The sequence below is a fragment of the Arthrobacter sp. MYb227 genome, assembly GCF_002975435.1.
Classification (GTDB): Bacteria; Actinomycetota; Actinomycetes; order Actinomycetales; family Micrococcaceae; genus Paeniglutamicibacter.
The window spans coordinates 101,487-119,588 of record NZ_PCPT01000004.1; the positions used below are offsets into that span (position 1 = coordinate 101,487).

At 51.5% G+C, this 18,102-nt stretch carries 10 protein-coding genes and 2 pseudogenes; 7 read left to right on the plus strand and 5 right to left on the minus strand.

Annotation, left to right across the window (positions count from 1 at the left end; translation table 11 throughout):
* The first annotated feature begins 93 nt into the window (after nucleotides 1-93).
* The gene (locus tag CQ018_RS10400; protein WP_105549941.1) at nucleotides 94-705 is read left to right on the plus strand and encodes a TetR/AcrR family transcriptional regulator; all 612 of its coding nucleotides are present in this window, start codon (nucleotides 94-96) and stop codon (nucleotides 703-705) included.
* Between the two features lie 170 nt (nucleotides 706-875).
* On the opposite strand, the pseudogene CQ018_RS10405 reads toward CQ018_RS10400, so the two are convergent.
* Nucleotides 876-1,133, minus strand: a pseudogene (locus CQ018_RS10405) (S1 RNA-binding domain-containing protein); the annotation flags it as partial.
* 179 nt (nucleotides 1,134-1,312) lie between these two features.
* Here CQ018_RS10405 and CQ018_RS10410 point away from each other — a divergent pair.
* Nucleotides 1,313-1,777, plus strand: a complete 465-nt coding sequence (locus CQ018_RS10410) for a hypothetical protein (RefSeq protein ID WP_105549942.1) — start codon at nucleotides 1,313-1,315, stop codon at nucleotides 1,775-1,777.
* A gap of 1,071 nt (nucleotides 1,778-2,848) precedes the next feature.
* Here the strand turns inward: CQ018_RS10410 and CQ018_RS10420 are convergent.
* Nucleotides 2,849-5,080: a polyribonucleotide nucleotidyltransferase gene (locus CQ018_RS10420; protein WP_105549944.1), complete on the minus strand. Its 2,232-nt coding sequence runs from the start codon at nucleotides 5,078-5,080 to the stop codon at nucleotides 2,849-2,851.
* A 1,186-nt stretch (nucleotides 5,081-6,266) separates the two neighbouring features.
* On the opposite strand from CQ018_RS10420, the gene CQ018_RS10425 reads away from it, so the two are divergent.
* Both CQ018_RS10425 and CQ018_RS10430 read left to right on the plus strand, forming a co-directional pair.
* Nucleotides 6,267-8,321: an ATP-dependent endonuclease gene (locus tag CQ018_RS10425; RefSeq protein WP_105549945.1), complete on the plus strand. Its 2,055-nt coding sequence runs from the start codon at nucleotides 6,267-6,269 to the stop codon at nucleotides 8,319-8,321.
* The gene (locus CQ018_RS10430) at nucleotides 8,311-10,056 is read left to right on the plus strand and encodes a UvrD-helicase domain-containing protein (protein ID WP_105549946.1); all 1,746 of its coding nucleotides are present in this window, start codon (nucleotides 8,311-8,313) and stop codon (nucleotides 10,054-10,056) included. The genes CQ018_RS10425 and CQ018_RS10430 overlap by 11 nt, the downstream gene beginning before the upstream one ends.
* 384 nt (nucleotides 10,057-10,440) lie before the next feature.
* Here the strand turns inward: CQ018_RS10430 and CQ018_RS20810 are convergent.
* A pseudogene (locus CQ018_RS20810) lies at nucleotides 10,441-10,988 on the minus strand (transposase).
* Between the two features lie 212 nt (nucleotides 10,989-11,200).
* Between CQ018_RS20810 and CQ018_RS10445 the strand changes: the two are divergent.
* Together CQ018_RS10445 and CQ018_RS10450 are read left to right on the plus strand one after the other, a co-directional pair.
* Nucleotides 11,201-11,410: a hypothetical protein gene (locus tag CQ018_RS10445; protein ID WP_146111872.1), complete on the plus strand. Its 210-nt coding sequence runs from the start codon at nucleotides 11,201-11,203 to the stop codon at nucleotides 11,408-11,410.
* 197 nt (nucleotides 11,411-11,607) lie between these two features.
* Nucleotides 11,608-11,790 carry a hypothetical protein gene (locus CQ018_RS10450; RefSeq protein ID WP_105549950.1) on the plus strand — a complete coding sequence of 61 codons (183 nt, stop codon included), beginning with the start codon at nucleotides 11,608-11,610 and terminating at the stop codon, nucleotides 11,788-11,790.
* 290 nt (nucleotides 11,791-12,080) lie between these two features.
* On the opposite strand, the gene CQ018_RS10455 is transcribed toward CQ018_RS10450, so the two are convergent.
* Nucleotides 12,081-13,259 (minus strand): hypothetical protein, encoded by a 1,179-nt coding sequence (locus tag CQ018_RS10455; protein WP_105549951.1) that lies wholly within the window; start codon nucleotides 13,257-13,259, stop codon nucleotides 12,081-12,083.
* A gap of 623 nt (nucleotides 13,260-13,882) precedes the next feature.
* Between CQ018_RS10455 and CQ018_RS10460 the strand changes: the two genes are divergently transcribed.
* A complete protein-coding gene (locus CQ018_RS10460; protein WP_105549952.1) occupies nucleotides 13,883-16,108 on the plus strand; it encodes a hypothetical protein in 2,226 nt (741 codons plus the stop codon).
* Nucleotides 16,109-16,206: 98 nt separating this feature from the next.
* Here CQ018_RS10460 and CQ018_RS10465 read toward each other — a convergent pair whose 3' ends face one another.
* A complete protein-coding gene (locus CQ018_RS10465; protein WP_105549953.1) occupies nucleotides 16,207-18,093 on the minus strand; it encodes a DUF262 domain-containing protein in 1,887 nt (628 codons plus the stop codon).
* Nucleotides 18,094-18,102 lie beyond the last annotated feature (9 nt).

Sequence of the window (18,102 nt, forward strand, 5' to 3'; positions counted from 1 at the left end):
ACATTTGCGCAAGAGGTCTCCGGGTGACTACTTGCTTGAGACCCAAGGCATAATGGTTCTTACTAGTGCATCAATACCATTGGAAGGCCAAAATTGGCGCGAAAGAGTACTCGAATACAGCGTGCTGACGAGATCCTTGACGTAGCAATCCACGTCATTGAAGACAAAGGCATGGACACTTTCCATTTACGCGACGTCGCCAAGGAAATGCGCCTGACGGAAAACGCAATCAGGTATTACTTCAAAAGCACACCGGATATGATCCAAGCTTTGGCAGCGCGATCGGACCCGCGATTCCTCGAGGAACGCAGCGAAATATCGAGAGATCTAGATACCCACGAAGAAAAGTTAGCCACACTCATCAGCCTCGGTGTTCCACGCGGAAGCGAAGACACTGAATGGAGAGTCATCTGGTCGGCGGTACTGACGGCCGGCTTTCAGCTGGACAAACAACAATCCATTCAAGGAATCTTTCACCGGCAGGTTGATCTGTACAAGCAGGTGCTCCAAGCAGGGGCCGACTCAGGTGCTTTTAAACTAACCCACGAGGCACACGATATTGCGATAACCCTCATGTCCCTCGAAGACAACTTGGGCTACCGGATCGTTGCCCACGATCCACAGATCGCACGAAGCGACGCGATTCGAATTATGCGTCAGTATGCCGAACTTGCCACGGGAAGCACATTACCGATTCTGGATTAGTTTCCAAGAATAACGACATCATTCGCCTGACTACGCGATAGAAGAAGCTTTCCCGCGCCCAAAGCCAAACCTTGGACCGCAACTCTCCGCAAGGATCAGCCGAATAAAAAAGTCCCGACCCACCATTCAAGGTGGGCCGGGACTTTTTAGCCTAGAAGACTAGGAATTACTTACTCAGCAGCTGCTTCGGCGTTCTCATCCTCAGCAACGACCGGGGCAAGCGAAAGCTTTCCACGGTCGTCAACCTTGGTGATTTCAACCTGGAGCTTCTGGCCAACGGAGACAACGTCTTCAACGTCATCAACGCGCTTGCCACCGGCGAGCTTGCGCAGCTCGGAGATGTGCAGCAGGCCGTCCTTGCCCGGGGTCAGCGAAACGAACGCACCGAAGGTGGTCAGCATCACGACGATACCCAGGTAGCAATCGCCGTACAGTCCGCCAAAACGTTCCAATAAAAAGGGCAACCCTCCATCCCGATCAAGCGCTTGGCAACAGAGATCACTATTTTGCGCAAGGCAGTTTGCGCAAACAGCCTTGCGCAAACTACTCTTACGGGAGTGAACTAACCCGAATGACACCGAAACTTCAATAATAAGGAAATCAAACTATGTTCAGTTCGACCACAGACGGCGTAGCTCTTGCCCGCAATGCACGAAAGGAACTACCCGGGATCCTCACTGATACGCGGCAATTCAACAATGTGCAGATAGATCGCGGCCGAGTTACCGCCACTCGTCCTGATGGCAAGCAAGAAGTGCTGGTCATAGGTGCCCGGCGATATTCCCTCGACGAAGAATTGCATTCGGATATGACGCACATTGCAGCCACACGCCTCACTACAGCCTTTGAGCAAACTGGCATCTCCCCTGGCGCAGTATTCCTTGTACTTAATGCATCCGGAACAAGTCTAAGAATCACGGTGCTTCCCAAGGATGTAATCGATCGAATGCTAGCTATAGGAACAGTTTTGACTATGAATGACACGCTATTAATGAGGTACCCGAACGGCTTTGAAAAAATTGTCAAAGAGAACGGTGGACATGTCATTACCTTCCAAAGTAGCCACGCTTAGGTCTCTCACTCGTTACAAATATTCGAGGAACCTTGCGGGGGTCTCGTGTGTCCCTTCAGCTCAGCAGCTTTTAGACATACACCGCAGCAATGTCGATTCTTCTTCCCAGATTGCCAACCGCACACCCTCACCAATTCAGAAATGAGTCTAGAATGCTCAGTGGATTAACGGAAAAAACTTTGAATTCCCTATTGGGAAAACGCGTGTTACTGTCTCTCTGGCAGTGGATCGGAGGGCTTTCCGTATGCCTGTTTATAGCGGCGCAGTTCGAAGAAACATCCGCTGCCCTGCTAATAGCAAAAATCGGTGACTTCTTGGGAATGCCATCAGGGTTCATGAAGACATTTCATCAAACCAATTCATGGCTTCTAGAACGTCAAGGGTTCTTTACAACGATAACCGCGGTAACTATATCGCTTGCAGTAGCGTTCACAGTCTTCGCAAACCACATACCAAAAAATGATGGTGCCCTTGAACTCGGCCCAGCACCCGCCACCTTATGCGTAGCATTACTTCTATGGCAGAGCATAGGTTTCCCCGCTCCTCTGGGCGTCTTGTTTGGAACACTAATGTGCCTAGCCGGTATCGGCTATCTAGCCCGTCAGGGGTTAGCCGGCGAAAGACAGTCCATTGGACAATCGTTTGTTCTCGGATTCATATCTCTCACTATGCAAGTCTTATGGGTACCGATCCTACTTTTTGTAGCCTTCTTTATCCGCAAAGACTCTCAAGATGTCTAGTTAAATAAAAAGGTCAACTTCAACAACCAACTCGCATCCATCCGATGGGCCGTTACGCAACATACCCGATACCTAAATAGCTGGAAGATCCTCCTGGAAAGATACGGCAGCACGGTTCTTTGAACTACATGCCGTCACCCGAAATGTGTCGGTGTCCCGAGTTCTTAAACCTCGTAGAATCCTATACCCGATCAAGATTCATCTTAGTAGCTGCAGCCATCAACATACAGAAAGCTATAACACGCAAGAGTGTTCTACCTGAAAAAGAAAAAAATCCCGGCCCACCAATCAAGGTGGGCCGGGACTTTTAGCCTAGAAGACTAGGAATTACTTACTCAGCAGCTGCTTCGGTGTTCTCATCCTCAGCAACGACCGGGGCAAGCGAAAGCTTTCCACGGTCGTCAACCTTGGTGATTTCAACCTGGAGCTTCTGGCCAACGGAGACAACGTCTTCAACGTCATCAACGCGCTTGCCACCGGCGAGCTTGCGCAGCTCGGAGATGTGCAGCAGGCCGTCCTTGCCCGGGGTCAGCGAAACGAACGCACCGAAGGTGGTCAGCTTCACGACGGTGCCGAGGTAGCGCTCGCCAATCTCAGGAACCTGAGGGTTGGCAATGGCGTTCACTGCGGAGCGTGCGGCTTCTGCCGACTCTCCGTTGGTGGCGCCGATGAGGACGGTTCCGTCGTCCTCGATGGAGATATCCGCACCGGTATCTTCCTGGATCTGGTTGATCATCTTGCCCTTCGGGCCGATGACCTCGCCGATCTTATCAACCGGGATCTTCACCGAGATGATGCGCGGAGCGTAGGTGGAGAGCTCATCCGGGGTATCAATGGCCTGGTTCAAGACATTGAGGATGTGCAGACGTGCCTCGCGTGCCTGGGTCAGCGCAGCTGCCAGGACCGATGCCGGAAGACCATCAAGCTTGGTATCAAGCTGGATAGCGGTGATGAACTCCGAGGTACCTGCAACCTTGAAGTCCATATCGCCCATGGCATCTTCGGCGCCGAGGATGTCGGTCAGTGCCGCGTAGCGGGTCTGGCCGTCAACTTCATCCGAAACCAAGCCCATGGCGATGCCGGCAACGGCAGCGCGCAGTGGGACACCGGCGTTGAGCAGCGACAGGGTCGATGCACAGACCGAGCCCATCGAGGTCGAGCCGTTGGAGCTCAAAGCCTCGGAGACCTGGCGGATTGCGTATGGGAATTCTTCACGCGACGGCAATACCGGAGTGATTGCGCGTTCTGCCAGGGCACCGTGACCGATTTCGCGGCGCTTAGGCGAGCCCACACGGCCGGTTTCACCGGTCGAGTATGGCGGGAAGTTGTAGTTGTGCATGTAACGCTTGCGGGTTACCGGGTTCAGCGAGTCAATCTGCTGTTCCATCTTCAGCATGTTCAAGGTGGTGACGCCCATGATCTGGGTTTCGCCACGCTCGAAGATAGCCGAACCGTGCACGCGAGGCAGAACCTCAACCTCGGCGGTGAGCTTACGGATATCCGAAAGACCACGGCCATCCATACGGACCTGATCCGTCAGGATGCGCTGGCGCACAACGTGCTTGGTCAGCGAGCCGAAGGCCTTGGAGATTTCGGACGCGCGGGTCTCGAATGCTGCACCCTCTGCGGAAAGAGTTGCAACAACTTCGTCCTTGTAGGCTGATGCTGCGTTGTCGCGCTCCTGCTTGCCGGCGATCTGGTAGATCTCGGTGAGCTTGACGGTAGCTGCAGCCTCAACTGCGGCGTATGCGTCATCCTCGTAGTCGCGGAAGACCGGGAACTCAACCAGTGGCTTGGCTGCGCGAGCTGCCAAGTCTGCCTGAGCCTCGCACAGCGCCTTGATGAACGGCTTTGCAGCCTCAAGACCCTGGGCAACAACCTCTTCGGTCGGGGCGGTGTGGCCCTGTTCCTTGATGAGGTTCCATGAGTTGTCGGTGGCTTCTGCTTCAACCATCATGATGGCAACGTCGTCGCCAGCGATGCGGCCGGCTACGACCATGTTGAAGACAGCGTTTTCCAGCTGGCTGTGCTTCGGGAAGGCAACCCACTGGGCACCGTTTCCGTCATCAACCAAGGCAACGCGAACGCCACCGATCGGGCCGGAGAACGGCAGGCCGGAAAGCTGGGTCGACATCGAGGATGCGTTGATGGCAACCACGTCGTAGAGCTCGTCCGGGTTGATTGCCAGGACGGTGACAACGATCTGTACTTCGTTGCGCAGGCCCTTGACGAATGCCGGGCGCAGCGGGCGGTCCATCAGACGGCAAGCCAAGATGGCTTCGGTCGACGGACGGCCTTCGCGGCGGAAGAAGCTGCCCGGGATACGGCCGGCAGCGTACATGCGCTCCTCGACGTCCACGGTCAGCGGGAAGAAGTCAAAGCCTTCACGCGGGTGCTTGCCGGCAGTGGTTGCCGAGAGCAGTGCGGTATCTTCGTCGATGTAGACCATGGCTGCACCTGCAGCCTGCTGGGCCAAACGACCGGTTTCGAAGCGGATAACTCGCTTACCGTATCGACCGTTGTCGATCACGGCCTCTGCGAATTGAATTTCTGGACCCTCCATGTGGGGGCATTCCTTTCGATCGCTCCCAGGACACTAAAGTGCGTACCTCAGTGTTCCGTACCCGGATCTGGTCTTCGATCGAGACTCGCGCTGTTATAGAGGTAGATACCCGTAAGCGAAAGCCACTACCGAGGACCGCGATCTGCGCGGCGTGGACCCTGCTGTACACGGCCCGGGGAGTAATTGTTTGTTGTGGTTTTCCGTAATACACGGAGAACCACGTATAAGCCTACCGGGAAACGGGGAAAGGTGCAGTTCTGTGGGGCACACCGCGAACCGTTTTTGGATATGGGTCATTTTCTAGGGGTTGCTCCGTCCCCTTCTCAGATAATAGGCGCGGTTTGGGTCCACTATCTGCCTGGATCCTCAGTGAAGAACCATCCTAGTGATGGTATCCGCCGAGCTTTGTCATGGAAACCGCCGAAAGGTGCGACCTGCGTGTAGTGGAACCCATCAAGCAACCGCAACAGTTCAGTTTGCGGGAAGAGACGTGCAGTCGCACATTCATTGAGGCTCCCACGTCAAAAACAAGGAACTCTCGAACAAAGATGAGCCATTCACGCTGCCGATTTGAAGCGAGGTCGGTATCTATCGTGCTGCCCGTTTAGAGCGAATTTCTCGAAGGATTCAGATCACCAATTCTGCGAAACGAAACGAGCTACCATACCTACCAGAGACCAGATCATTTCCGTTGGCGAACGTCATCCGCGAAACATTGAGGCTCCAATATTCGACGCCGGGCCAGTTCTGTAATGAAAGAATGAATTCCGCTGGATCTCATTAGGGTCACAACCATCGGTCAAAGCCACAAAAAACGAGCCAATCTTGTGCCCTGGTTTTATCGAAGCATTCTACCGAAATCACCAGATTAATCGGCTAAATACCATTTTGGCTCAGCTGGCTGCCGCATCAGCGTATTTCCGACCGCCTGATTGGAGAATCGATCCCGATTATCTAGGACACTCCCTTCACGTTCAAACTCACAGGGCATTCAAATATGCGCCGAAATGCAGCAACTCTACTTGTTTCCTACTGCGGTCCCGGATCAAAATGCCGCGCTCCTATTGAAAGAATGAATGTCCAGATGGCGTCGCCACGCAGGCTCCATCTCGCGAAAGCGATTGGCAAGAACTCTGGGCTAGAATCTCGATAACCACTAAGTAAGTGGATAAAGCTTGGAGAATAAATGAAAATTTCAAAAGTAGAAATCAAAGGCTTCCGATTACTACGAGACGTACCGCTCCGATTGGACAAGAATGCAACCATAATTGTTGGGCGCAACAATAGCGGAAAGACGTCCCTCGGAGAAGTGTCAAGGCGATTTCTCGGCGGTGGCACTGGTCTGTTTAGCATCGAAGATTTCTCCGCTAATGCGTGGCAGTCGTTTCAAAGTGCTTGCCGAGACTACGTTTCACGCAAGAACAACACAACAATCCTGTCACAAATCCCTCGAATCGAACTACGATTCCACATTGACTACTCAGAGAATCTTGATGATTTTGGGACGCTCGCTCCTTTTATCATCGATCTCGATGATTCACGCTCAGATGCACTAATCGTTATCAGCTATGAGTTGGATCCTCGTAAACTGGGCGTTTTCTTTGAAGGGTTGATCTCGCCATCAAATGAATCCCAGCGAAATGAATTCTTTCAAAACCTCAATGAGCGCATCAAACAGTACTACCGTCGAAGTGTTCGCGCCGAAGATGCTCGTGACGCAACGAACGTTCGCCAGCTAGATTTCACTGATGTCGAAAAAGTGATTCAGGTTGGACATGTCGGAGCACAACGCGGATTGGACGACGTAACTACAAAGGACAGTGATGTTCTTGCCAAAGTCATGGAGCGCCTTTTCAATACATCGATTTCGGCAAATGGCGAAACTGCAGAAAATATAACAAGCGACCAAGTTGATAAAGCATTGGCTGATGTTCACAAAAAGATTGACAAAAATTTCAATCAAAATCTGAAATCTCTGGAGCCGATATTTGAGCTCTTCGGTTTTCCTGGCGATGCCGGAACCAGAATTGCTACCCAAACTACTCTAAACGTTCGGAGCATGCTCTCGAATTATACGAAAGTCAGATACCCGAACGAAACGGGGCCTTCACTTCCGGAGACTTACAATGGCCTCGGAACCAGAAACCTGCTTCATATTCTTCTCCAGATCGTCGGCCTTCACCGAAAATGGCAACAAGAAGACCAAGGATCTAGCGTCCACCTTGTATTCATCGAGGAGCCCGAAGCCCACTTGCACCCACAAATGCAGGCAACTTTCATTCGGCAACTGGGTGAGATCGTCAGGAAGCTTTCGGAGGAGTCATCAACTCCATGGAATGTCCAATTTGTCGTCTCGACACACTCATCTCACATAGCAAATACCGTCCCTTTCAAAGCTATTCGTTACTTCCTCGATAAACGCGGAAACGACTCTTCAAGAGAAACTGTAATCAAAGATCTTCAATTGGCTGCGGAGAACAATAAAGAAATCGATACAGCGTTTCTCCATCAGTATCTGACCCTCACGAGTTCTGAACTCTTTTTTGCCGACAAGGCGATCCTTATCGAAGGAACGAGCGAGCGTTTGATAGTTCCAAAAATTATAGGTGGAATGACGGCACAAGCGCGAAGCAATTACGTCACCATACTTGAAGTAGGAGGGGCATACGCTCAAAAATTCTTACCATTGCTTGATTTCCTTGAACTCAAGAGCCTCATAATCACAGATCTAGATTCTGTAGCCAAGAACGACAACAACCGTCTAGCTGCGTGCGCCGTCCACAAAGCGGGTGCAACGAGTAATGAAGCGTTAAAGCACTGGTTTGCGTCAGATCCGTCGGATCCCCTGAAACCTGCAACTCTCATCGGTCTCACGTCTGAGGAGAAAATTGTTCAACAGCGCCGCATCGCTTTCCAAATCCCGGAGTCCAAGAAAGGGCCATGCGGCCGCACTTTTGAAGACGCTTTCATTCTTGCAAACCCCACGCTATTTGAACTCCCGAAAGTATCATCAGATGAGCTAGAGACCGCCGCCCGTGAAGTGGCCGCGAGTTACAAAAAAACAGACTTTGCACTCAAATTTGCTGTCGAAAGTGTTGTATGGAACACCCCTCGTTATCTCCAAGAAGGACTGGACTGGCTGCTCGCTGAAAGTACAGAACTTCCGGAGGGAAGAAACTCCGTTGCCACTGATATCGCTGTCATTCCATTAAACGAACTGGAGACTGTCGATGGGCTCTAATATAGTCGCAACCAACGCCGACGAAGTTGCGTTAGCTACTCAATCTAAAATATCCAATTGTTTGTCGGTACCTAAAAGCTTTTTGGTCGAGGCGGGTGCTGGTGCCGGAAAAACGACTTCGCTTATTGACGCGCTGCGCTTTCTACAGAATTCTTCATCGCATGCTCTGCAAAGCGGAAGGCGAGTTGCCTGCATTACTTATACAAACGTAGCCAAAGACGAGATCCTCGATCGAATCGATGCAGATCCTCGGTTCTTCGTAGCAACTATCCACGAATTCTTCTGGTCGGTCATGAAGCCGTTTCAAAGTCAGCTTCGCTCGCTTCTCGAACCTGAAAAGTGGGCGAAAGTACTAGAGAGGTCTGACATAGATAGCATCACGGACCAGCACATCGAATATTCTCGTGGATATCGACGTGTGACTGAGTCCGAAGTTTCTCTTCATCATGACGATGTTCCTGCTTTAGCCGCGCTACTCATGAGAAAACAAAAATTTGTAACTCGGCTAAAAAGTCAATACCCGATTGTTCTAATCGACGAATATCAGGACACAGATGACACGCTTGCTCATGCAATCCTGGAGCACTGTGTAAAATCCAACAAAGGCCCCGCTTTCGGCTTCTTCGGCGACGACTGGCAACAGATTCATTCAGGATCCGTGGGGAAAATTAGCCAAACAGAACTAGAAGTAATCCAGAAAGGAACAAACTTTCGCTCCAGTGCTCCCATTGTGCGTGCATTGAATGCGATGCGCCCCACACTCACCCAGGCTATGCCGAGCCTCAAAGAGAAAGGCCAAGCATTTGTTTTTCACACTGACAAATGGCTAGACGGCAGAGTGCCCGGCACACACACTCAGAACGACCTAGATCATGAACTGGTTGATAGCGCACTAGCTCTGGTTCGAGAAACTCTGGAAACCAATGGATGGGATTTGGCGCCAGCGAAGACAAAAACTCTTATCTTAACCCATAAGTCGATCGCTGCTCGTCAGGGCTATCCAACTATTGAGGGAATCTTTGGCAACAAGGACGATTTTGTCAAGCTTGAGAATCATCTTGTCAAGTTCCTTATTGCAATGGTCGAGCCTGCCCGAGCTCACTTCAAATCCGGACGAACCGGGATGTTCTTTGATGCCCTAGGCATTACGCAACCCATGCTGAGATGCAACTCAGACAAGTCTCATCTTCACGCTGCGCTGACCAATATTGTGAATGAAACGGAGTGCGGAACCGTCAGAAGCGTACTAGCGCACTTTCGAAAGCCGCCATTCTCAATCCCGGCAGACGTCGAGCAGCAACTCAATGAGCTTGGTGACTTGACCAGCGATAAGGAACGCACAAGACGTCAGCTGGAGCTGGAGAAACTCCTCGATGTCGACTACCGAGAGATCGTTGCCCTAAATGACTTCATAGGCCATCATTCACCTTATGAAACAGAACACGGGGTGAAAGGCGCACAATTTGAAAACGTCATCGTTCTTCTGGGTGGCGGATGGAACCACTACAATTTTCCTCGTTTCCTTTCCTATGCAGCTGACCCTTCCAAGGTGCCGCAGAAGGATTGGAAAGGATTTGTTCGGGCTCGAAACTTGTTCTATGTCTGTGCATCACGCCCCACCACCAATGTAGCGTTACTCTTCACACAGCAGCTTGAGGCCGCAGCACATGATGTTCTCGAATCATGGTTTGGTAGCAGCAACGTGCATGCACTTCCCGTTCCAACATCATCGTAGAAACAACGCCTTGTAGGCTTCGAGCAAGCTTCCAGCGCTGGCAATGGGCCGGAGCTTTATTCCGATGACTATAGGGAAGCTGGTATTCTTGAAACTTATAGAAACTCTTGTCAATAGACGTGGAAGACCGACCTCGAACCATTTTCAGAAGTGTTCGGGGTCGGCCTTCTGACATCATCATGAGTTCTGTGAAATACAGGTGTGTCTTTATGACGGCAAGATCAGATATTCGCGGGTTTGATGACCGCATAACGATTGTTCGACGGGAGTAACCAAGGTCTAGAATAGAGCGTCATCAGTAGATGTTGGTGTCTCCTAGCCCGGGTTTTTATGAGGGTATGCGCATTGAGCGGCTCTTTGACTTTGGGCGTGGTGCCCGGATGTTCAGCACGGTCTGAGGTCGCGTGTTGCGAACGAAAATATTCGTAACCGGTAGTTTTCGTGGTTGATGTATCCGCGTCCCATTCGTTTGAAGTTCTTGGCTGTCAGGTTCGCTGCTTCACTGCAGGCGTTGGTGAGCCTGATGAGGCAATAGGTTTCGAGTTCTTTCTTCCGCGCAGTAAAGGTGCGTAGCAAGGATTTGGCTCCGTCAATGTCAGAGGCTTTCAGCGAGGTTTGTAGTTTGTCCACCTGACGGCAAAGCTTTCTAAGGTGCTGGTTTTTAGTAGGTCTCGTACGTGTTCTTTGATGGCGTAGATGACCGCGAGCTCAGAGTCCGATTCAAGGATTTCTTTGCGACGCTCAGTCTGTTTCTGTGAGAGATTCTCGATTTTGCGGGTCAAGAGCTTGCGGCATTCGTAGGCGGGGCCAATGTTCCGTCCGCGGTGTCCGAGCAGGTCGTGGGCATGGCATTGGACTATATGAAAAGCGTCCACAGAGAACTTGACCTCGGGCAGAGACTTGTGGATGGCTTTACGGAATTCGCTCGACATTTCGATGGAAACATACTCGATGTTTCGCGTCCATGCTTCGGGTCGTTGAGTCTTCCGTACGGTGGCAGCGGATCCGCAGTGTTCGTCAATAAGGGTGATCTTCACGTTCGAGTCTGCTCCGCAGATATTTGTTCGCGAGGATTCTTCCAAGAACGTTTAGGTTATGGCAGAATCACAGGTCTGAACAAGTTGCTCAAACGAAGTGGGGCGGTATGAGTTTCAAGGTAGTCATGACGTACTCGGATGGGGACCGCGAGGAGCTCGATGAGGAATTTGAGACAGAGAGCGAAGCCGAGGCGTTTGGGTTAGAACAAGTTAGCAACTTCGCCGCTGGCAGTGAAGTTCTCCATTTATCCAATCCAGGTGATTACCCGGCACCCAGTGAAGAAGCGGAGGCAGACTATGAGGTTTTCGAATTCTAAGACCAGCTTTGTCACCGTCATGCCCGCACCTCACCACAAGAACCTAGCGGCTGGCTTGACCGCATTTCAGCGTGTCCTTCAATTTCTATTGCAAACTATTCGACACCAATGCCGTACGCTAATATGACATTTTGCGGTGCTGTGCTGAAACGTACGAAGCCCTTCGCAAACAAATAGCTTTAATGGAGGTTTATTTCGTGGTGAAGAACAAGCTGGATGGTGTCACATTCAACAAGCTGATGGACGAGTTTGGTGAGGAAGCCGCAGCGGAGACCCTCAAGGATGTCAACGAGGGAAAAATCCGTGCTGAGACGGTCGAGAAGTACCTCTACACAGACGAGACAAAAGAAGAATACGCTGATCATCTACACAAAAAATAGCGACTAATCGCACGATTGTCCGTGTGCCGATATAGCTAAATGTCGCACTACCCGCCCTAGATGCGGGCGTAACGATGAAGGCGTCGGTCTTGAGGGCAGTGACCAAACGCCCCGCCGTATACTTTAGTGCAGTTACATCGGGCCAAGTAAACGTGCTTCCTGCCAACGACACGCGCGCGGAAGCACGACTGGAGATAAGGTGCCAGAAAGTCGATCGTCGATCGTGTCCCTTCGTCGCCCGTACACGTTACGGATAATTGTGTCGCGAGCTTCGCGCTGGCGTGCCGGACTCAGCCTCGCCTCCGGCTCAGATTCTTGTCCACATCCAAAAGGTAGACGAAGTCATGCTGCCTCACGGCAGAACGAGCCTTGAACGCTTCGGCCGCAGCTGCAACGATTACACGGCCCGTTGCTCCTGCCGCGGCAGCTGCGGAGGGGAGAACAGACGCAAGATCAGGGATATTCGCGATCGCTACAGCGATTGTTGGAACGCCGTATCCCTCCGTCACGAGGCGCTTGCCCGATTCGACGGCAACCCGCGTCATCGACGCAGACTTCCGCAAATCCTCCAAGGCGGGACGCACTTCGTCATTCCACAGTTCATCAATCTCGCTTGAGAGCGTCTCGTCCAACGCCGAGGACTGAAGCTTGTCGGCCAGATTTTTAGCCGATGTTCTGTACCGGGCACGGCCCGCAGCAGGCTCATCCCGTGCTTCTAGGATTTGGCTCATCGGTGCATCGGGAAATGTCGGTAATCTCTCCACCAGACCTGTACCCACAGCTACTCGTCGGCTTCGCAACTCAGTGACGGTGGGGAGCCCGTCTGGATAGTACCCAGAATCGTGTAGGAACGCTGTGGTCATATCGTCCAACAACATGTGAGACCCAGGATCGGACAACGCGTTCACCAGACGGTCACGGAACCATGCAATCTGTTGATCGGAATCGTCCTCGAGGCGAGTTCCTTCACTGATCATCCGGACAGAATCAGCTTCTAGCGCCATATCGATCTCCACAGATACATAACTGTCGAAGACCTCGTCCGCTTGTCTCTTCAATTGCGGTAGCGCTTCACGCCATTGTCTCTCACACTCAATACGGTCCGGGTCGTGGGCCTGCCTCGCCTCCAGCTCCCGCATCGCTCTCCGGAAGTCTTGAGAAGTTATGCGTTCTACCCCGAGCCTCCTCAAAGTTTCGGAGGGCAACGCAGTCACGGTTCTCCACGGATCGTCAACAACAACGTCACGCAGGGGCCGGAAGTCGTTCATCCATGCCGCGCTCGGAGCGACTACGTCAACATGATCCGCATACAGCAACGGACTGCGCAGGAGTCGCAGTTCTTCTTTGAGCGATGGCTGTCCGCTGGGCTTCATCCGAGGCATGACCCCAACGGTGATCGTCAGGCCGTCTCTGCCCTTGTTGATCTCGTGGCGTCGGCGCCTTGATGCTCTACGTGATTGTTTCCCCATGTATCGATCCTCCCTTATCAAGTGAAGAGCTGCGTGCGAGTCTCATTAAGCGTGTCTCATTTTGGCTCCCAACGAGACAGATTTTAAGGAGCGAGAGCCCATTCAGATGCCAGCTTGCGTTATCATTATCGGAAGTGTCGTGCACTGAATAGCTGAAGAGGTCTGGTCTGCGATTTCGTGTCCGGAAACGGACGGCTCATTGGAATAGCTGATACATTCCAGCCAACGGATATCGCTCCCTTACCAGCTCCGCCAAGAGACGGACCAGACGCGGTCGTAAAAGAGAACACACACGCCCGAGTAGCATAATATTTCTTCAACCGGCAGAAACATATGGGACTAGTTTGTGCCTTTGAAGAGCGGGATTCCAGATCCTATGAAGTACCGGTTCCGGTTGAGTACGTATCGGTCGAATTCTGCCAGCACCACATTGTCAGAACAACAGTTCCAACTAGCGCCTTTCAGCACCTTGCGGAGCTGATCACCGCGTGATTGCCGAAATCGCTCTTTCGGTCGATTCCTGTCCTTCTAAAGGGTATCGATGCGAAATGTTCAACGAGATCCAGCAACACTACCTAGGCAGTTCACCGCAATATGTCGGTGGTAAATCTTAGAATGAGCAGATGATAGAGGAAAGCTACCCGCAGGCAGTCGTCCATCTTCGTTCCGCTCAAAAATGCAAGTCCCAAATGGCGGCTATTTGGAGCGCTGCCCTAAACGCGCAGTTCATGGGCTCAACCGTAAAATTAAACGAAGACGGCACAGGAGCCATTACTGCTTCAGTTGAATGGCCCAGCGATCTGCAGAACGATTTGACGCAACAATTCGCGAATTGCGTCACAGAAATATGGTCAGCGCTGGACTCTCTAATCGTTGAAACGGTACAGCTCTTTTCGTCGTCGCGTACGCCGCGTGCATCCGATACGGATAAATACTGGCCGATCGCAGATTCCAAGGAAAACCTCGAGCTCCTACTGGAGCAAGCTTGCCTCAACGGGGTCCTGCGTATCCATGCGGATATCGTCCGAACTACGCAGCCATTCCTTCCCGACTCAGAAGTCGAGTACATAAATCGAATTCGTTCGGGCCTGCGGCAGCTTCTGGCTTGGACCGAAGCACTAGATTCGGGCGAGAGAATTACTGTTTGGGCGACACCCATTGACCCAACCATCGAAACTAGTCCCCCTAGTACGGCAATCGAGTGCATCACTTGCCCTGCATTTGATCTTGGTGACAACCCAGACGGCATCGTTGCAACATTTCGCGTGCCCGCATACGAGCCAAGTATGCAGGTGGCAGGGCGTCCTGGCACGATGCTAGATCTAGGATTCGCGGCAGGCTTCATTCCAGCCGGGACGAATGACACGTTTCACGCGCGTTTAACAGAAGTCCTTAGGGTGGTATCTCTGCTACATGCTCATTTCGCTACAGGTACAAACAATGTAAACGGTACACGTGCTCTCCCAATCAGGTCGCAAGACCGTGAGAACTTATGGAGAAGTGCCGCTGAGTCGCCACGGGGTTGGTATCAATCGGAACTTTCAAAGTTGGCGAAAACTGGTGCACGCGTAGCTGTCGTCGTTGATCCTGATCCTACTGAACTGGTTCTGCTCGTATCCACCGCTAATGAAATCTTCGAACGTAGAATACCCAATGCCACGAAGCTTCGTGCATCCGATACCGTCGGAATTGCAGCAGAACGGGCAGTACATGAGGCCGTCGCTACCTGGGGGCTCCCCGATTTTGTAATGAAGCCCCAAGTTGAACGCAAGGGATCTGGTGTGCGAGAAGTAGGCGATGGTCTTCTCATCGCCGGTGATGTCGGAGCGATCGTTCAGGTGAAAGGTCGTAGCGTTGAGGCTTCAAATCCAGAAAAGGAAGCACGTTGGATCAACAAGAATGTCGAGAAAGCCATAAAGCAAGTTCAAGGGACATACCGGAGGCTCCAACAGTCGCCGATTGACCTCGAAAATGGGCGCGGACGCCTAATACAGGTCGATGGCAGTGCAGTGACATGGGTTGGAGTTGTCATCATCGACCATCCGCAAATCCCAGAGCAACATCCTCTCTCTTCAGTTGGAGTTCCAGTTCCCGCTATTGTCCTGACAAGGCGAGATTGGGAGTTTCTTTTCGAGCAGCTCAAGTCCACCAGCGCCGTTATCCAGTACTTAATTCGAGTTGGATCTTCAAGTAAGTATCTGGGTGAAGAGCCACATCGATATTTCGATCTTGCGTCACTTGACGCGGACGCCGTACCAAAAAATTCCGATTCGTCTGTCAAAGTTCTCGGCACAGTGTTTAGTCACCCAATGCTACCCATGGAACCAGCAGGAGCGGGGCATCCAGTCGAATTTGGACTCACCCGAATTATCTGTGAGGACATTGCGGGCATTGATAGTGATCAAAGTACGGTGGAGAGACAGGCTCAAATATTTGCCGCCATTGATGCGCTCCCCGTAACTGCGCGTGTGGAACTTGGCACCCTTCTACATGACGAACTAAAGAGAGAACCAGAGTCAGAAGGATTTCGATGGCGAGCCCGGACCTTCTTGCCTCCCGCGCCGGGTGGTCGCCAAGTATCCTTCATCGTCTGTTCCGCATACAACGAGCTAACGACAGACGCACTTAAAGCATGGCTCATGCTTCGCCACTCGGAACGCAAACAGACCGAAGACATTGCAACGGCACAATCAATTGCAGTCCTTCTTACCCCTCGTGCAGATTATGTTCGACCATGGGATACGACTTTGCTCGTCGTCGAGGGCGATCTTCAACTATCTGGGGAAGAAATGGCAAGTTACCTCGCTATATGGGGAAAGCGGGGAGAACATGGAAATACGATCATATAGAAGCTTCAAGAAGCAATCAGGAAGTACAGTTTACAAGCCGTCCTTGCAGGAGCGGGCAAACAATAGTCAGATTTTATTTGAAGGAGTCAAGGCTTCATTCACAGTGCGTTGTTGGCATATTCTTGCTTTACTGGCCACACTTCACATATTGCGGTGATCAATTCAGCCGAGCGAGCACTGATATTGTCATCGGTCCATTCCGATAAGTGGTTAGCTAGAATTTCTTTGTTCAAGACAAGCAAACTGAACTGGTCGAGCAAAGTACGTTTTCCAAGTCCAGGCGAGCCACCTGCACGAAGAGTCTTTGCTTGTTCGTCAGTCCACGGTCTGTTCGATAAAGAACCATTCAAGGATTTCGTAACCAACGTCAGATTCCCGATGGTGTTTACAATGGAATCCCTCTCAGCGGCAGCTTCAACATCTAGTCTGGGTTCGGTGTCCCAATAGTTACGCCAGCCACGTGGCATGACATGTTCTACCTCAAGCTTGCTCGGTAATCCGATTACTTCGTATTTAGAACTCTTGGTTCGTAAATGCTGTTCAACAGCACCTAGGACTACGCGAAGGCGATCTTGACGAATGTTGCCGTACAGCCGCTTCGTAAGTAGTTGGTTCTGCATGTCAGCGTCTCGGGGCCAGATCCGCGTTTCTGCTTTTTGCTCAGCCAAGTACGCAACTAATCTGTCACCTGCAGTTTCTGGCGAGCCTGACACCAGCATCTTCAAGATCGCGATCGCAAACTTATTCATATCCTTGGTAGGCAGACGAAGCAGCATACGTCGGATGGCCCAGCTTTCGAATGCCTGAAGCCCGATCTTCCGTTGCTCTGCCGAGTTGGTGTGATTTCGCGATAGGAACCACAAGAACACGGGCGTTGTAACGGCAAGTTCCAGACGTTCTATGACTCGTGAGTAAAATTGTCCTTCCGGCTTCGAAATATCTAGCTGAGAGAACGCCCGATAGGAATCGGCGTCTCTTCTTAAATCATTCAAGAACTTGTCTGCGTTCTCGACAGTAGTCATGAGTGGCTCCGCATGTTCGGTGAATACGCGGAACGAATTTTCGGCCTTTACTTCTTCAAACAATCGCATGGTTAGCCAATACTGCAAGAAAATATCAATGCGCGAACGGCTAAGCCTGCCTTGACTAATCTCTTCTCGCCACCAGCTCCCGTCAAATTCTGCCCAAATCTCATCCGCCCATTGGCCAACATCTGCCTTGAGGTTCTCCCCTTTCCGAAAAATCCAATTTTTGATCAGGTCAGCCTTCAAAAGAGGCGTTCCACGATCATTGAGAGTTTCGAAGATTAACTGTGCATCATCATGACCAGTAAGGTCGATAGCAACGAGGACAAGACGATCTTGCAGAGTTGAGCTTAGTGCCTCTACCCGGAGCAATTCGTCCCCCTGCGGCAGCTGTCGATCCTCATCGAGGATTCCAGAAACCCAATTTAGTGCTTCGTTATTGAAGAAGCGATGTGCCTCGATAATTCGATGATCGCCAGACAACTCTCCATTTGAATCCATCGCATGTTCGAACGCTTTGCGATCTGCTTGTGAAGGCCATAATTTGAAGCGCTCGCGTTTTCCTTTGAACCGAGACGACGGATTGACAATCAGCTCTTCAAGAGATTCTGCAAGATCATGGTGCCCTCGTTCCAGCACAACCTCGTGGACAGCATCTATTAGGATCTGGATAGTTGTCATACGTTGTTGACCATCGATGACATCGTGCCTTGTCACATCACCAGCCACGGGTTTCTTCGATTCGTACACTACCGCACCAAGAAAGTGCTGTACTTCCGGTTCAGCTTCGGAGTCTTTCAGCTTAGCTTCTACGAAACTCTCTGCAACGTGACGTACGTCGTCCCATAGAGGAGCCCATTGGTCTTCTTCGTTCCAAACATAAGGTCTCTGAAACGCTGGGATTTCGTAGTGCTCTTTACCTTCGAAAAGCTCTCGAGGGCTTCGGGTGTGTGCTTCCATTATGAGGCT

Coding starts and splice junctions, on each gene's coding strand:
- CQ018_RS10420 (WP_105549944.1), bottom strand. CDS start 5,080: ATGGAGGGTCCAGAAATTCAATTCGCAGAGGCCGTGATCGACAACGGT.
- CQ018_RS10445 (WP_146111872.1), top strand. CDS start 11,201: ATGAGTTTCAAGGTAGTCATGACGTACTCGGATGGGGACCGCGAGGAG.
- CQ018_RS10430 (WP_105549946.1), top strand. CDS start 8,311: ATGGGCTCTAATATAGTCGCAACCAACGCCGACGAAGTTGCGTTAGCT.
- CQ018_RS10465 (WP_105549953.1), bottom strand. CDS start 18,093: ATGGAAGCACACACCCGAAGCCCTCGAGAGCTTTTCGAAGGTAAAGAG.
- CQ018_RS10460 (WP_105549952.1), top strand. CDS start 13,883: ATGATAGAGGAAAGCTACCCGCAGGCAGTCGTCCATCTTCGTTCCGCT.
- CQ018_RS10410 (WP_105549942.1), top strand. CDS start 1,313: ATGTTCAGTTCGACCACAGACGGCGTAGCTCTTGCCCGCAATGCACGA.
- CQ018_RS10425 (WP_105549945.1), top strand. CDS start 6,267: ATGAAAATTTCAAAAGTAGAAATCAAAGGCTTCCGATTACTACGAGAC.
- CQ018_RS10455 (WP_105549951.1), bottom strand. CDS start 13,259: ATGGGGAAACAATCACGTAGAGCATCAAGGCGCCGACGCCACGAGATC.